Annotated in this window: 15 protein-coding genes; 7 read left to right on the top strand and 8 right to left on the bottom strand. The window is 61.1% G+C overall.

The features are described 5' to 3' along the window. Positions 1-163 precede the first annotated feature (163 nt). Positions 164-562, bottom strand: coding sequence for a DUF6156 family protein (locus HB676_RS31930; RefSeq protein ID WP_213742488.1), 399 nt, complete (start codon positions 560-562; stop codon positions 164-166). Positions 563-971: 409 nt separating this feature from the next. On the opposite strand from HB676_RS31930, the gene HB676_RS31935 reads away from it, so the two are divergent. Further along, positions 972-1,172, top strand: a complete 201-nt coding sequence (locus HB676_RS31935; RefSeq protein WP_213742489.1) for a hypothetical protein — start codon at positions 972-974, stop codon at positions 1,170-1,172. A gap of 297 nt (positions 1,173-1,469) precedes the next feature. Here HB676_RS31935 and HB676_RS31940 read toward each other — a convergent pair whose 3' ends face one another. From HB676_RS31940 to rpmB, 4 genes are all read right to left on the bottom strand, one after another. Further along, complete coding sequence (locus tag HB676_RS31940; RefSeq protein WP_213742490.1) at positions 1,470-1,706, bottom strand: hypothetical protein; 237 nt, start codon at positions 1,704-1,706, stop codon at positions 1,470-1,472. Between the two features lie 191 nt (positions 1,707-1,897). Next, on the bottom strand, positions 1,898-2,245 hold the full coding sequence (locus HB676_RS31945; RefSeq protein ID WP_213742491.1) for a hypothetical protein: 348 nt from the start codon (positions 2,243-2,245) through the stop codon (positions 1,898-1,900). Position 2,246: 1 nt separating this feature from the next. Further along, positions 2,247-2,993, bottom strand: a complete 747-nt coding sequence (locus HB676_RS33985; protein WP_249780562.1) for a hypothetical protein — start codon at positions 2,991-2,993, stop codon at positions 2,247-2,249. Positions 2,994-3,185: 192 nt separating this feature from the next. Beyond that, positions 3,186-3,503, bottom strand: a complete 318-nt coding sequence (gene rpmB / locus HB676_RS31955; protein ID WP_213742492.1) for a 50S ribosomal protein L28 — start codon at positions 3,501-3,503, stop codon at positions 3,186-3,188. Positions 3,504-4,095: 592 nt separating this feature from the next. Between rpmB and HB676_RS31960 the strand changes: the two genes are divergently transcribed. From HB676_RS31960 to HB676_RS31980, 5 genes are all read left to right on the top strand, one after another. After that, a complete protein-coding gene (locus HB676_RS31960; RefSeq protein WP_249780564.1) occupies positions 4,096-4,875 on the top strand; it encodes a DUF3108 domain-containing protein in 780 nt (259 codons plus the stop codon). Between the two features lie 590 nt (positions 4,876-5,465). Next, complete coding sequence (locus tag HB676_RS31965) at positions 5,466-8,897, top strand: helicase-related protein (protein WP_213742493.1); 3,432 nt, start codon at positions 5,466-5,468, stop codon at positions 8,895-8,897. Positions 8,898-8,918: 21 nt separating this feature from the next. After that, positions 8,919-9,215, top strand: coding sequence for an RNA-binding S4 domain-containing protein (locus HB676_RS31970; RefSeq protein WP_213742494.1), 297 nt, complete (start codon positions 8,919-8,921; stop codon positions 9,213-9,215). A 133-nt stretch (positions 9,216-9,348) separates the two neighbouring features. Beyond that, positions 9,349-9,687 (top strand): ferredoxin FdxA, encoded by a 339-nt coding sequence (fdxA, locus tag HB676_RS31975; RefSeq protein WP_213742495.1) that lies wholly within the window; start codon positions 9,349-9,351, stop codon positions 9,685-9,687. A gap of 447 nt (positions 9,688-10,134) precedes the next feature. After that, positions 10,135-10,938 carry a CarD family transcriptional regulator gene (locus tag HB676_RS31980; protein ID WP_218625913.1) on the top strand — a complete coding sequence of 268 codons (804 nt, stop codon included), beginning with the start codon at positions 10,135-10,137 and terminating at the stop codon, positions 10,936-10,938. Between the two features lie 184 nt (positions 10,939-11,122). On the opposite strand, the gene HB676_RS31985 is transcribed toward HB676_RS31980, so the two are convergent. Further along, positions 11,123-11,809: a glutathione S-transferase family protein gene (locus tag HB676_RS31985; protein WP_213742497.1), complete on the bottom strand. Its 687-nt coding sequence runs from the start codon at positions 11,807-11,809 to the stop codon at positions 11,123-11,125. A gap of 104 nt (positions 11,810-11,913) precedes the next feature. Between HB676_RS31985 and HB676_RS31990 the strand changes: the two genes are divergently transcribed. Next, complete coding sequence (locus HB676_RS31990) at positions 11,914-12,480, top strand: TetR/AcrR family transcriptional regulator (protein ID WP_213742498.1); 567 nt, start codon at positions 11,914-11,916, stop codon at positions 12,478-12,480. Positions 12,481-12,763: 283 nt separating this feature from the next. On the opposite strand, the gene HB676_RS31995 is transcribed toward HB676_RS31990, so the two are convergent. Both HB676_RS31995 and HB676_RS32000 read right to left on the bottom strand, forming a co-directional pair. Next, entirely contained in the window at positions 12,764-14,236 is a 1,473-nt protein-coding gene (locus HB676_RS31995; protein WP_213742499.1) for a diguanylate cyclase, read from the bottom strand. Between the two features lie 403 nt (positions 14,237-14,639). Then, on the bottom strand, positions 14,640-16,121 hold the full coding sequence (locus HB676_RS32000) for a M48 family metalloprotease (RefSeq protein ID WP_213742500.1): 1,482 nt from the start codon (positions 16,119-16,121) through the stop codon (positions 14,640-14,642). Positions 16,122-16,166: the final 45 nt, after the last annotated feature.

The raw sequence follows: 16,166 nt of genomic DNA on the forward strand, positions 1-16,166 counted from the left end.
ACAAGCGATCTGTGGAAGGTGAGGTGATTTGCCCGTCGGGTAGAGAGCGCCGTGCGAGTACCCCCGCACTCGCACACATCCACAACTCGTCGTCCCGGCCTTGCTTTCCCTCCCCGCCACGCGCTGACGCGCGCGGAGGGAGGGGAGAAGGCGAATTCAATTTTCAAAACGCAATACTCGCTTCCGAAATCCTGCGCCCGCGCGGATCGTATTCCAGCACCGTCACGCGGCCGCCGCGCGTCACGGTCGCGCTCTTCAATCGGCCGTTGGGATGATACGCATAGACATATTCGAAGAACACTTCGCCGCGGAAATACTTGACCACGCGCATCAGTTTGTTGTCGTCGCTGTAATGGGCGGCGAGCCAGACCGCGCCTTGCGCGGCGAGCGCATCGGCGTCTTCCTTGTAGATGCGGTTTTGCAGCCCGATCGGATGCCGGTAGCCGCCCCAGCTCGTATAATATTCGACGGGATCGTGCCTGCGCTTGACCATCGCCAGCACCAGGCGCACCACCAGCGCGGCAAGGCAGGCGAGGATAACCAGCAGGATCGCAAGCTCCATGGCGGCGCGGGCTCTTCGTTGAACCGGGGTCGCACTAGGAGTCGGCCAAAGCGGGAACGGTTCAAGCGATTTCGGCCGCGGCGCCTGCGTCCTGTCGTCGCGTGACTCACGGCGTTTTCAAGCGAACTGGATGCCGGCTCGCGTGAAGAAAACGCGTCCAGACATAGACTAAATGCGATGTCCGCGGTATCAAGCCGCCCCGCACGGAACCCATGGCGGGGATATCGATTGGTGTGGCAGGATGGGCGGCGAAAGCTGGCGCGTTTTCGAGCGAAAGCCTGCCCCGGACTTGATCCGGGGTGGATACCGGTTCGCACAGCAATCGGGTTTACGCAGATAGCGTAAACTTATTCGCGATGGAAAACGCAACAGACAAAGATTTTAATCCCGGCCAATCAAGGAAACCGCCATGAGCAACGACAATTCGCTTTCGCTAGCCGAACTCAACGACCGCATCGCCATATTGCGGGACAACATCCGGCAATTGGTCGAACAGGCCGCCGCCTCGTCGGGCGCGCAGGATGAAGAACGAACATCCGGGCGCATGGCCGCGCAGCAGGAAGAGCTCGACCGGCTGGTCAAGGCGCGTGACGCCCTGACGGTCAAATAATTGGCGGTCAAATAGCAGCCGCGCGCGGGACCGGCGTTTCGTTCTCTGCAGCATGCGTTGGGGGCAGGCCTCTCTCGTTCAAATCTCAGTCGTCGTCACCAATCGTAGTCCCGGCGCTCGACCAACCCCAGCTCGTCGTCCCGGCCTTGAGCCGGGACCCATACGCCGCGGCCCATCGATTCAAATTCGGTGTGAGACGCCTTGCTTCATGCCAGCGGCCGGTGGCTGTGGGTCCCGGCTCCCGTGCGCAATTGCGCACTGGGCCGGGACGACATACTAAAAATCAGCGCTTCCGCCTCAGGACTGCATCGACAGCAACGACGACATCAAATCGCTGCTCAGCGCCTGCGTCGGGCTGTTGGTGCCGCCAGAGCCATACTGGCCGCCGGCGCCGGCCGTCGTATCCTGGGTATATTGCGCGACCGCATCCTGGAACGACGAGTTCTGCGAAGACGAGGAAGATTGCGACTGCGCCGCCGGCGGCGGCGTGAAAACGCTTTGGCTGCTTTGATTATTATTGACGGCTGAGACCATGGCCTCGTTCTCCGAAGGCTCTGAGGGAGAAGACGCTCAATGGGTAGGAGATTATGGTTAATGGGGGGTAAATTACTGCCGAGAGACGCACCCGCACTAGACGTGACGGTAAGGGCGCTAAGGTAGCCAGCAGACCTGTGAGCTTTATCGCAAGGCGAACTCATGTTGCATCGGAATTACTTTTGCAACTACTACACCGACCATTCCTTTTTGCCGCCGTTAAATACGTAGTATTGGCGTTGAAAGGCATCCATCGCCGCTGAGGTTTGACTGAGGATCAGAACAACATCACTGTTTTGTGGTAGATCGTCCTCGTTCAACTCATCCAGATAGCTACGGTTCGGTTCATCCTTTAAGAGTTCATGGATGGCCTTGAGAAGCCGATTGACCATCTTCACTTTCGTTCTTCCGACTTGACCATCCTGTTTCTTCTTTGAGAGCTCCTGAAATTCCCTGTACATAGCTTCTAGTAAAGGATTGAGTGTCTTGTAGGCATCTGCCCGGTCCGATGTCGTCTTCCCCGGTTGTGATCGAGCCATATTAACGCACTCCCCTGGGAGCAGTAGCAACAAGGTCAGTTGTATCGTCCGATACTTGCCAGTACCAAATGCCATTGATGCGTTGAACGTTCTGCATTTTCAATTTCTCAGCGCATTCAACAAACTGTGTCACGACAAAACTCAGGTCACTGTTCGTTGGAAGTTCATCGATATCGAATTGGTCAAAATCCATTGCTGGAGCAGACGTGCCGAGAACTTTGCGAGCGATCAGTAGAACCGAATTTGCTAGCTTAACTTTGAATTTACTCACTGGTTTATCGGGATGTTTCTTAGATGCAGCCGAAGCCTCGTGATGCAATGCATCAAGCTGCGCTGCCATTTTTCTAAACTCTTCGACCTGTTTTTCGTTCATGACGGACACTCGCGCTTGAATGTTAGGTATAGTTCGAAATAACTTGAGTATTTGCTCCGCGATCGGCGTGCCTATTCGTTTTCCCTTCTTAGTGGTCGCGCCTCCTAATCCGACCTCCTCGCACTCCGACATCTGTTGGATCATCGCAACTGCTTGCTCGGCGCGACCGCTTTTGGAAAGCAGGTCCATCCGGTTAAAGGCAGCTATCATGGCTCCGTGCAACGACTGATCTTGCAGGGATGGAGATTTCCAAAGCAGGAATGGATCAACGTAAAGCGGCAAGTCTTCATGTAGGAAGGGGATGGCGAAATCGACGCTTGCTTGGGCAAGATCGAGGCCATGGAATTCGGTCAATCGAGGGCGAATAAGAGGCATGTGTAATCGGTACGCTCGAATCTTGAGATTCGATAGGTATCAACTTACGGTACGTGTGTCGCCAACTAACACCTCGTTTGAACGCGGAAGAAAAGGAGCCGCCGCTGCTTGCAACAGCCCCCAAACAAAAACAGCCGGGTCTTTCGACCCGGCCGCAAAATTCTCAAACCTTAAACCGCTATCGCGAAAAGCTTAGCTCGCCTTCACGGCCTTCTTCACGAATTCGGTCTTCGGCAGCTTCTTCTCGATCGCGCGCTTCAGCTCAAGGGCGCGGGGCGACAGCACGTCGGCCTTGGCCTTGACCAGGAAGGCATCGAGGCCGCCGCGGTGGTCGACGCTCTTGATCGCGTTGGTCGAGACGCGCAGGCGCACGTTGCGGCCGAGCGCGTCGGAGATGAAGGTGACGTTGCACAGGTTCGGCAGGAACCGGCGCTTGGTCTTGATATTGGAGTGGCTCACCTTGTGGCCTACCATCGGGCCCTTGGCCGTTAGTTCGCAGCGCCGCGACATCGCACAAAATCCTCTTCCATCCCGGCTTCCGTCCCGCGTGGGGATCAGCGCCAAGGGTTCAAATTCACGCCCATTCAGGGAACCGCGGACGTATAGGGGGAGACGCTCCGGGCGTCAAGGTTTTGGAGGCATGCGGGCCCTGAGAAAAAGCAGGTTCCGAGGGGTTGTTCCTGGTTTCCATCCTTCGAGACGCATCGCTTTGCGATGCTCCTCAGGATGAGGACCGGTCCGGTCTTAGTTCCTCATGGTGAGGAGCGCGGCTGGGCTGCGCGTCTCGAACCATGCAGGCCCGGGAAGTCGCTGCTATTCATCATATAAACGGCGTATTCGCCACCGACATCATGGGTTCCGCGCTTTAACGGCCGGGATCGGTTAGGGATGTGCGGGAAAAGCACGCCGATTGCCGCTGGTGTCTTCGGCTATCCCTGGCTTTATCCGTTGTTTGGCGGATTTTTTGGCTTAAATGATGCCTCATCGCGCTGATGTAAGGATCGTTCTGACAGTGCATACCCACGGCATGATTTCACCCCGGCCGGTGCGCCCGGCGTTGCGGGTGTTGGGCGGGCTGTTCGCCGCCGTCGTGGGGCTGGCGATGGGATCGCATGCCGCCTCGGCGCAGGGCCGGCTCGATGCGCATTATGAGGCGACGCTGGCCGGGATTCCCGTCGGCAAGGGCTCCTGGGCCATCGAAATCCTGGACGATACGTTTTCCGCGGCCGCCCAGGGCGGCACGTCGGGGCTGTTGAAGGCGTTCGCCGGCGGCTCAGGCACCGGTGCGGCGCAGGGCCGCGTCGTCAATGGCGCGCTGGTCGCGACCAATTATCAGGCCACCACCACCTCGTCGAAAAAGTCCGAAGCCATCCACATGGTTCTGGCCAACGGCAGCGTGAAGGAATTCGGCATCGATCCGGAACCGCCTGTCGATCCCGACCGCGTGGTCGTGACCGACGCGCATCGCCGCAACGTGTTCGATCCGATGACGGGATCGATGCTGCGCGTGCCGGGCACATCAGATCCGCTCAGCCCCGAGGCCTGCCATACGGGGGCTGCGATTTTCGACGGAAGGCTACGCTACGATCTGAAACTCGATTTCAAGCGCATGGAAACCGTGAAGGCCGAAAAGGGCTATGCCGGGCCAGTTGTCGTGTGCGCGGTGTATTTCTCGCCAGTCGCCGGCTACATCCCCGATCGCCCCGTGATCAAATATCTCTCCGCCCAGCGCAACATGGAAATCGCCTTCGCGCCGGTGCTGGGAACCCGCATCCTGGTCCCGTTCCGCATGGTGATCCCGACGCCGCTTGGCGTGGCGATGCTGGAAGCGACGCAGTTCATCACGACCGCGACCCCGCCGCGGGTGGCGAAGACGCAGTAACAACGGAGGCTCGCGACTTCTTTCCCCTCTCCCCTTGTGGGAGAGGGTGGCCGCGATGCGAAGCGGCGCGGACGGGTGAGGGGTTCTCTCCGCGGATAGAGACCCCTCATCCGGCGCGCGATGCGCGCCACCTTCTCCCACAAGGGGAGAAGGGAAGAAGAAGCCCGCCGAATCCCTGTTGACTCTTCCTCACTTCTGATTCGACTCCGGCCTCGTCCCGAACTTAAGGAATTCGACGCAAATCCTGCTCTTGTCGCGTTGCGCCAAACTTGATCTAGTGCCGATATCAGGGGGCAGCGCGAGATGTTGCGGTGAACGAAGCCGGAGTGAACATGAGTCAGCGATTCGGGCGCGATTCGTTCCGGACTCGTTCCGGAACTTAAAGATCGACCACACCGGCGTCGCAAAATGTAACGAAATGGCGCACAACAGACGCGCGAAACCAAACAAACCCGGGATTTTTCGTCGTCATTGCGAGGAGCGCCAGGGACGAAGCAATCCACCCTTCCTTGAACCGCCTTGGATTGCTTCGCTGCGCTCGCAATGACGGTCGGGAGCGCGCCGGCCCATAAAAGAAACCCCTGAAAAATATGGCTTTTTCTTCTTCTTCGTCATCGTTCGCCCAATCATTTGGCAATGAACGGGCCCCGGGTGCCGGCGTTACCGCGGTGCTCGGGCCGACCAACACCGGCAAGACCCATCTGGCGATCGAGCGGATGCTGGCGCATTCGTCGGGGATCATCGGCCTGCCGCTGCGGCTATTGGCGCGCGAGGTCTATAACAAGATCGTCGATCGCGCCGGGCCTGATTCCGTTGCGCTGATCACCGGCGAAGAAAAGATCAAACCGCCAAAGGCGCGGTTCTGGGTCTCGACCGTCGAGGCGATGCCGCGGGATCTCGACGTGTCGTTTCTCGCGGTCGATGAAATCCAGATCGCGGCCGATCTCGAGCGCGGGCATGTCTTCACCGATCGCATCCTCAACCGGCGCGGCCGCGACGAAACGCTGTTATTGGGCGCGGCCACGATGCGCCCGATCATCGAGCGGCTGTTGCCCGGCGCCTCGATCGTCACCCGGCCGCGGCTGTCGCAGCTCGAATTCGCCGGCGACCGCAAGATCACGCGCCAACCCCGGCGCACCGCGATCGTCGCGTTCTCGGCCGATGAAGTCTATGCGATCGCCGAACTGATCCGCCGCCAGCATGGCGGCGCGGCCGTGGTGCTGGGCTCGCTCAGCCCGCGCACACGCAACGCGCAGGTCGCGATGTTCCAGTCCGGCGACGTCGATTATCTCGTCGCGACCGATGCGGTGGGGATGGGTCTCAATCTCGACGTCGATCACGTCGCGTTCGCGTCCGACCGCAAATATGACGGCTATCAATTCCGCCGCCTCAACCCGTCCGAATTCGCGCAGATCGCGGGCCGGGCCGGCCGCGCCACCCGCGACGGTACTTTTGGCACCACCGGCCGCTGCGCGCCGTTCGAGCCCGAACTGGTCAATGCGCTGCAGAATCACACCTTCGAGAGCGTAAAAGTCCTGCAATGGCGCAATTCGAAGCTGGATTTTTCCTCGCTGGGCGCGCTGCAGGTGTCGCTGGCGCTGACGCCGACGCATGAAGCGCTGACCCGGGCGCCGATCGCCGAGGATCTGCGCGTGCTCGATCATGCGGCACGCGACGCCGAGGTGCGCGATATGGCGCAGGGCGCGGCCGCGATCGAGCGGCTATGGGATGCCTGCCAGATTCCGGATTACCGCAAGATCGCGCCGGCGGCGCATGCCGAGCTGGTCACGACGCTGTATGGCTTTCTGATGCAAAAGGGCCGGATTCCCGATGCATGGTTCGCCGCCCAGGTCGATCAGGCCGATCGTACCGACGGCGATATCGACACTTTATCAGGCAGGATTGCGCAAATCCGGACCTGGACGTTCGTGGCCAACCGGCCGGACTGGCTGGCCGACCCCGAACATTGGCAGGGGCTGGCGCGGGAAGTTGAAAATAAATTGTCCGATGCGCTGCATGAACGGCTCACGGAGCGTTTCGTTGATCGCCGTACCAGTGTATTGATGCGCCGCCTGCGGGAGAACAGCGTTTTGACTACGGAAATCGGCAAGACCGGCGAAGTGATCGTGGAAGGCCATGTGATTGGCCGGCTCGATGGATTTACCTTTGCGCCTGATGCGGCGGAGGCCGGCTCCGAAGCCAAGGCCCTGCAGGCTGCGGCGCTCAAGGCGCTGGCCGGCGAAATCGAGGGGCGTGCCGAGAAACTCGCCGCCGCACCGGACGATCAGTTCGTGCTGGCGTCGGATGGCACCATCCGCTGGACCGGCGACGCCGTCGCCAAGCTGGTCGCGGCCGACGACGCGCTGCATCCGCGCATCCGTATTATCTCGGACGATCGCCTCAACGGCCCGGCCCGCGAAGCCGTACAGACGAGGCTCGATCTGTGGCTGAAGACGCATATCGAAAAGCTGCTGGGGCCGCTGTTTGATCTTTCCAAGGCCGAAGACATCACCGGCATCGGCCGCGGCATTGCGTTCCAGTTGATCGAGGCGCTCGGCGTGCTCGAGCGCTCCAAGATCGCGGCCGAGATGAAGGATCTCGATCAGCCGTCGCGCGCCGCCTTGCGCAAATACGGCGTGCGCTTCGGCGCTTATCACATCTATGTGCCGCCGCTGCTGAAACCCGCGGCGCGCGCGCTGGCCTCGCTGCTGTGGGCGCAGAAGCTGGACAATGTCGACATGTCGGCACTGTCGGGCGCGCAGCATCTGGCGGGCAGCGGCCGCACCTCGTTTGCAGTCGATAAACAACTCAATCGCGATGCCTATCGCGTGCTGGGTTATCGCCAATGCGGCGAACGCGCCGTACGCGTCGATATTCTCGAACGTCTCGCCGATCTCATTCGTCCCGCGCTGTCGTGGCGCGAGGGATCACTGGGCGAGAAACCAGCCGGCGCGTTCGATGGGCGCAGTTTTGTGGTCACGCAGGCGATGACCTCGCTGACGGGATCGGCCGGCGAAGATTTCGCCTCGATCCTGCGTGCGCTGGGCTATCGCATGGAGCGCCGCCCGCCGCTGCCGCCGAAGCCGGTTGCTGCGGTGGTTGAGGCTGTAGCGGAAACGCCGGTTGCAGAGACGATGGAAGCGACAGCGGATACACCGTCGGAAGCGACGGAGAGCGCTGTTGTAGCGGCCGATGCACCGCCCGTCAGCGCTGAGAGCACCGCACCGACACCGACGGTGCTTCGAGATGTCTTGCTCGTTGCTAGCGAAGATGCGCCCGTCGCCCTCGAAGCGCAGCCCGCAGAAGAAAAGCCTGAAGAGCAGGCCGTCGATCAGACACTCGCCGAAGTTACGGCCGAACCCGCTGTTGCCAGCGATGCCGCGCCGGTAGAAGCCGCCGCAGCCGAAGCCACGCCCGAAGTCGCCGCCGCGCCCGAACTGGTCGAAGTCTGGCGGCCCGGTGGCCGCTCTGAAGAGCGCCGTCCGCCGCGTCGCGACAACAACCGTCATCATCGTCCGGATCGTGCTGCCGCCGGTGCCCAGCCTGCCGCAGCGGGTGAGGCCGTCGCCGGTGAAGCGGCCGATGGCGCCAGGCACGAGCGTCATCGCCGCGGTCGCCGCAACGATTTCAGAAAGCCCCGCACCGATACGCCACCGGCCGAAGGTGTGGTCGCGGCGGCGCCAGCGGAGGGCGCGCCGGCGCCGCGCGAGGACCGCGGCAACCGTCCGCCGCGCGAGCGTTTCCAGGGCAAGGGCAACGACAATCGCGACAATCGAAACAATCGCGATGGTGACCGGCCGAAAGGCAAATTCGGCGGCGGTGGCCGCGACAAGGGCGGGCGCGACCGGGATAAAGGCGGCCGCGACAAGGGCGACCGTGACGGCCGCTCGGGTGGCGGGCCGTCGCACCGGCAATACGCGACCAGCGCCAGCCCGCGCGAACGCGATCGCCCGGCCGATCCCAATTCGCCCTTTGCCAAACTGGCGGCGCTACGCGAGCAGCTCACCGCCCGCAAGGACTAACCTTCCTCAAAACGGTGTTGCTTGGAGCGCCAGCGTCTCGACAAATGGTTGTGGCACGCGCGGGTGGTCAAAGCCCGCACCAGCGCGGCCGCCCTGGTCGAGGCCGGTCATGTCCGCATCAACGGCGAACGCGAAAAGGCGCCCGGCCACGCCGTGAAGCCCGGCGACGTCCTGACCATCGGGCTCGATCGCACGGTGCGCATTCTGAAAGTTGTTGGATTTTCCGAACGCCGGGGCGATGCCACCGCGGCGCGCGTTCTCTATATTGATATGCAGGCCAAACCGGACATAGCGGATCAAAAACCCCCGCCGGAGTAACTATTTCCGTCCCACCCCATGCAGCCAGCGCAGGATGGCATGACAAGCTTTCCCGGAAGCGCTTTGCTTCCCTTGCGGCTGCGCACTTCCTGCGCTACGCAAACCATTAAATTGACCCGTTCCGGAGCCCTGGATGACTTACGTCGTCACCGAAGCCTGCATCAAATGCAAATATACCGATTGCGTTGAAGTCTGCCCCGTAGACTGCTTCTACGAAGGCGACAACATGCTGGTGATCCATCCGGACGAATGTATCGACTGCGGCGTGTGCGAACCGGAATGCCCCGCCGACGCGATCAAGCCGGATACCGAGCCGGGTCTCGAGAAATGGCTTGAGGTGAATACCGAATACGCCAAGAGCTGGCCGAATATCACCCAGAAGAAGGACTCCCCGGCCGACGCCAAGGAGTTTGAGGGCGTTGAAGGCAAGTTCGAGAAATATTTTTCTCCGGCACCGGGTACCGGCGACTAATTCCCCGCGGTATTTTTTGCATCCATGGCGAGGGCCGTTTGTGCCCTTTTGGAACGGTTCGGCTTAACCCTAATCCCCGTGATGCGGCGGAAACGGCCTTCGGAGAGCCTCCGAGGGGGCATAAACCATTGATTTTTGCGGGAAATGTGCTATATTCGGCAAATTAAAGAGCCGAACCCGTCAGCCTGCTTGATTGGCCCCCATGGGTTCCCGTGAAAACATCCAACAGGGGCGTGGCAGTTCCGCGCGCAGGCTGTGTCACAGAAAACGCGTAAAAAGAGTGTTTCCAAGGCTTCTGTTACCAAGCCTTCTGTTTCCAAGGCTTCCAAAAAAGCCGCTGCGGTAAGCCGTAGTGCAACCAAGAGCCGTGCCCGGACTTCTCTCAAGGATACGAGGAAGGTCACCAAGGTCTCGGCTGCAAAATCCTCTAAGAACAAAAGAAGCGAAATGCCAAACAAGACTGCAAAAACTGCCGCGAAAGCGACGGGTTCGAAGGCCACTGCTTCGAAGGTCGCTGCTCCCAAAATCGCCCCTAAGGTCGCTGCCCCCAAGGCTGCGGTCGTCACCAAGCCTGTCGTTACCGCTGCCAAGCCCGCCGCTGCAAAGCCGGTGGCCGTGGCTCCGCGTGTCGAGGAGCCGAAGAAGGCCCTGACCCAGCGCCAGGGCTTCAAGACCAACGAATTCGTGGTGTATCCCGCCCATGGCGTTGGCCAGATCCTGGCCATCGAAGAGCAGGAAATCGCCGGCGCCAAGCTTGAACTGTTCGTGATCAATTTCATGAAGGACAAGATGACGCTGCGGGTGCCGACCGCCAAGGTCGCCAATGTCGGGATGCGCAAGCTGTCCGATCCGGCGCTGGTCAAGCGCGCGCTCGAAACGCTCAAGGGCCGCGCCCGTGTCAAGCGCACGATGTGGTCCCGCCGGGCGCAGGAATATGAAGCGAAGATCAATTCCGGAGATATCGTCGCGATCGCCGAAGTGGTGCGCGATCTCTATCGCTCGGAATCGCAGCCGGAGCAGTCCTACAGCGAACGCCAGCTCTATGAAGCCGCGCTCGATCGTCTGTCGCGTGAAATCGCCGTCGTGCAGCACGTGACCGAAACCGAAGCGGTGAAGGAAATCGAAGGCCAGCTCGCCAAGAGCCCGCGCCGCGGTGCCAAGGCCGAGACCGAAGTCGAGGCCGACGGTGAAGCAGATGCCGACGCCGATGCCGATGGCGACGATACCGCCGTCGCGGACGAAGCCGCGTAAGCGGCTCGCGAATCTACAAATTAAAAGCCCGGCAGTGCCGGGCTTTTTTATTGGGCCGCCGTCATTGCGAGCGAAGCGAAGCAATCCATCTCACCATGCAAAGAAAGAATGGATTGCTTCGCTACGCTCGCAATGACGAAGAACTATCGGCTTCCGCCCGAGAGCAAGAAATACGCCGCCCCACTCACGCACTAAGCCGGGCGAGATCCTCTGGCAGCAGATGTTGACCGCTGCGGTTCTTGACGGCGGGCAAGTCAGACACCCTGCTGCGCCAGGCGGCGAGGGCGGTCAGTTCCTTGGCGATCGGCAGGCCGGAAACCTCAGCGAAGGCCAATGCAGCGAACAGCGTGATGTCGGCCATCGAAAAGGCTTCGCCCGCGAGGAAAGGTTGCTTGGCAAGAAGGTCGTTGAAATAAGGCATGCCCCGGACCGCCTGCGCGCCCCGCCGTGTGCCCCATTCCTTGGCGCCACTCCAGTCCGGCATGCGCCACGGCCTCAAAGCCTTGCCGAGGCCCGGCGTCCCGTAATGAAAATAGTCATCGACGGGTTCGAGCAGCAGCATCTCGGCGCGACGCTGCATCATGTGGATCACTGCTTTTTCGCGCGGATTCCTGCCCGTCAGTGTCGGATGGCCGTCGAGATTGTCGAGATATTCGGTGATCGCGGTTGATTCGGAGATCAGCAGCCCGTCATCGAGTTCGAGCACTGGAATCTTGCCGATCGGGTTCATCGCCAGGAAAGAGTCCTGCTTCTGTCCCGCCGCGATCAGATCGACACTGACGAATTCGACCTGATCCTCCAGTCCCTTCTCGGCGAGCACAATGCGGATGCGGGCGGGATTGGGGGCCCCTTCGCGGTCATAGATCTTCATAATGGCTCCTATGTTTACCTATCGATAGATAGGTAAACATACAAAGGACTTTCCATGGCTGGTGTCAATGCCTATCTATCGGTAGATTAAGATGGAGCCCGGCAATGAAGTCCGATACGCGCGAGGCGATCATGGCCGTGGCCCGGAAAACCGTGCAGGCCCATGGGTATAACGGCTTGAGTTTTCGGGAACTGGCGAAGGAAGTCGGCATCAAGAGCGCGAGCATCCACTACCATTTCCCGACCAAGGGAGATCTGGGGGCGGCGCTGGCGCGGCGCTATTGGGAGGAAGCCAAAGCGGCTTTCGACGGCTTTTGGGCGGAAACGCCGGAGCCAAGCCTCTGCCTGCGGAAATACACCGATGTCTTTCGCCAAGCATTGGAGAACGGCAATCGCATGTGCCTGTGCGGATTCATGGCCGCCGAATTTGACGACCTGCCCGACGCGGTGAAGGTCGAGGTTCAGGCTTTCGCCGACATCAATGTGGCGTGGCTGGCGAAGGTTCTGTCTTCGATGGACACTTCAGGTGATAGCGCGATGCTGCGCGAACGGGCGCTCGCGATCTACGCGGCGATCGGCGGCGCCCAACTGACGGCGAGAAGCCGGGCCGATATTTCTGTCTATGACAGGATCGTTGAAAGCTATCGTGTCGCCGGTCTCATTCCGGGCTAAGTGCTCAATCGGTCTCGGGGGGCTGTAGCTTCACTAAACCAGCAAATCCCTGAGATCGCGCCACTCAAGATTCTCGCGCTCGATCAGTTCGATTATCCGGTCACGTTTCCACCGTTAGAACGCCGGCGGGAGATACCTTCCATAATCACAAGCACCTGTGATTATGGGTCCCTGCGTTCGCAGGGACGACACCGATTTTGTTGAAGCCGTATTGCCTAATTGGCTGTAGAATTCAGGCTGCCACGGCCCAACTCGCCCGCGCATGTCTCCGCGCCAGCCCGCCTCACGCCGCGCCGGTGATCCGGCGGTCGCGATTGGCTTCCAGATAATACAACCGCTTGGCGTGCAGCATCTTCATGTCGGCGCGTTTGACGACTTGTTCCAAGCGGTCGCCAGGCCGGCTGGTTGCGATGCCTGTGGAGATACTGAGTTCGAAATCGGGATAATACTGATTGTTGAGTTCGATCAGCTTCGCGAGCTGGACGAGAACCGCTTCGCCGCCGGCGGCGTCGGTGCCCGGCAGCAGCACCGCGAATTCGTCGCCGCCGATCCGCGCCACCGAAGCCGGCTTTGCGACCAGCGAGCCGAACACTTCGCCGGCCCGGCGCAGCAGCGCGTCGCCGACGCCATGGCCGAGTTCGTCATTTGCGGTCTTCAGCCCGTTGAGGTCGGCGATGATGATGGTGACGGGTTGCGGCCCCTTGCGGTCCAGCCGGTTGAGTTCGTCGACAAAGAACGAGCGGTTCAAGGTGCGCGTCAGCACGTCATGGGTGCCGAGATATTCGAGATAGGCTTCCGCCTTCTTGCGCGCGGAGATGTCGGTCAGCCCTACCAGCACCTGTGCCCAGTCGCCTTCGTGACCGGGCAACACCGAAAATTGCAGCAGCAGATGCAGCCTGGTGCCGTCCAGCGTATAATTCACCACCTCGCGCTGCTGGAACAGCTTGCCGTCCCACAGATCGATCAGCTGCTCGCGAAAGTCCGGTCCGGTTTCGTCCCGGAACACGGTGGGCAGGCTGCGCAACAAGGTTGCCTTGTCGGGCGCGTTGAACAGTTCGAGCGTCCGGTCGTTGACGTCGAGCACGCGAATCTCACTGATGCAGCGCGGGACGAATTCCTGGTGCACGTCAGTGAAGACGCGGAAGTCCTCGACGCCACGGGCGCGGACATCGTCCATCAGCCGTTTCACGCTGCTGAAATCTTCCACCCACAGCGAGACCGGTGAATAGGCAAACAGGCCGAATGCGTAGTTCTCGCTATCCGTCAGGCGGCGCCGGACATTTTCCCGCTCGGTCACGTCCTCGATCGCGATCATGACGCGGTCCCAGTTCGCTTCGTGACCGGGCAGGATCGTGCCGGAGAGCTGGATGTCGAGACGCCGGCCGCCCAGCGTGTAATTCACGGTGTTGGCGGAAAAGCCGCCCTCGCCGTTCCAGAGCTGGACCATCTCCTCGACCAGGCTCTTGAAGGTGTCGTCGCGCATCACCTGGCCGAGATTGGCCATCAAGTGATCGAGATCGCGCGCGCCGAACAGCGACAGGGTCTTGCGGTTGACCTTGAGGATGCGCATGCGCTCCGTGCACTGCTGGACGCGCTTGGGGTCGGCGAGCAGGAACGCCTCGATATCGTCGACGCCGTCCGCGCGCCACTGCTCGAACAGTTGGCGAACCGCGCTGTAATCCTCGATCCAGAGCGAGACGGGTGCGAGGTCGAACATTTCGGCATTGTCATCGGGATCGGTGGACAAGGCGGACATGAAAGCCTTCGCGAATAACTTGGCGAAATAACCGGTGTCGGGGTGCTTCCAAGGCTAGGGCATAACTCGTTAAGAATTCTCTCATTCCGCGCGGCGGCGAGGGGGAATGGAAAGGTTCCAGATTGCTACATATTTCGGCGGTCGTCATGGATGGTTAGTTGCTGAAAATATCAGCATGTCGTCTCTGTCTGTTGACGATCGAAATTATCAGCGTGTCGTCCCGGCGAACGCCGGGAAACCGTAGGGTGGGCAAAGGCGCTCTTGCGCCGTGCCCACCACTCTAAACTCCGATGCAGCTTGAAGATGGTGGGCACGCGGAGCCTGTCATCGGGCGCGCGTTCGCGCGACCCGTTGGCTTTGCCCACCCTACGATATCTGCGTTCGCCGGAACGACGATCCGCGATCAATCCACCACGATCTTCACACGATCACGCGCCTTGACCTGGGCGCGGGCGTCGAGGCCGTTGAGGATACGAAAGCGCTCCACCGGGCGGTCGAGGCCGGCCATGCGGTGCGACAGCGATTCCACGGTGTCGCCGGGCTGCACATTGACCACCTTGATGCGCAGCGGCCGTGCGGCCTGGATTTCTTCCAGCGTCAGGCGGCGGAAGGAATTGACGGTTTCGCGGGCGTTGCGCTCGCTCTCGGTGGTCTTCTGCTTGGCGGCGAAAATAAAGCGGTAGACGTCGCTGCCGAACCGCAACGCATAGACCTTGAACTGCCATTGATCGCCATGGGCGGTCGCGGAGGCGGCCGGGAAGCCGCCGATGGTCATGTCCTCGGTCGAACCCTTGTCGACATTTTCCATCCAGCCTGAATTGAGATAGTCGCCAAGCGACTGCTCCGCCGGCACGCGCACGACGTCGAAGCGCATCGCCTGGGTGCCGCCTTCGCGCACGCCGATCACGGCCTGCGCGGTATTATCCAGCGTGAAATTGTCAGGCGCGGCAAAGGTGAAGCCAAGCTTGGGATGCAGGAAGCGGCGGCCGCGCACAAAACCCTCGCTCGGATCCTCGCCATAGACGATGTTGTCGATCGCGGCCAAATAGGCTTCGCGGTCGCGCTCACCGCCTTCGGGCGAAGAATATTGCCGCGCGCTGTTCTGTGCATTCTCGACGCGCTCGGGTGTCGCCGGATGCGACGACAGGAAGTCCTGCGCGCGGGGATCGACCGACGGCGACTTGCCCGCTTTCAGTTCGGCGTTGCGTTCCATCGCGGTGAGGAAACGCGACGCGCCGAACGGATCGAAATGCGCGCGCGCCGAAATGCCGACGCCGATGCCATCTGCTTCGAATTCCTGGGCGCGCGAAAAGCTGGCCATCGTCAGTTTGGTTTTCGCCAGCGCCAGCGCGGTCAGATCGGGGTCGCTGCCCATTTCGGTGACCACCCGGGTGACGACAGCGGCCTGGCGCGCCTGGTCTTCCCGGATCGAGGCGTGCTTGGCCAGCACATGCGCCATCTCGTGGCTCAGCACCGAAGACAATTCCGAGGTGTCGCATGCCAGCGCGATCAGGCCGCGGGTGACGTAGAGCTGACCGGTCGGCAGCGCGAACGCGTTGACCGCGCCCGAATTGAGGATCGTCACTTTGTAGGCCTGATCGGGCCGATCCGATGCCGCCACCAGCCGGTCGACCGTCTTGCCGATCAGGGCTTCCAGCTTGGGATCGTCATAGGATCCGCCATAGGAAGACAGGATCCGCTCATGCTCGCGCTCGGCCGCCGGGCTTTGCGCGACGGTCCGATTGGGCTTCGTTGGGGTGGGATTTGAGGCCGCCGGGGAAGAGACCGCCCCGGCCCCGGTCTGGAACCGGTTGATGTCGCCGCACGCGGCCAGCGCGAAACCGGCGCACAGCAGGGCCGGCGCAGCCCAAAGGCCGCGGCTCATTCCTGTCCCGTGCCGTCCACCACCAGCCACGTCAGCTACTCGTAA

Source organism: Bradyrhizobium sp. dw_411 (genome assembly GCF_018449695.1).
Taxonomy (GTDB): domain Bacteria; phylum Pseudomonadota; class Alphaproteobacteria; order Rhizobiales; family Xanthobacteraceae; genus Bradyrhizobium.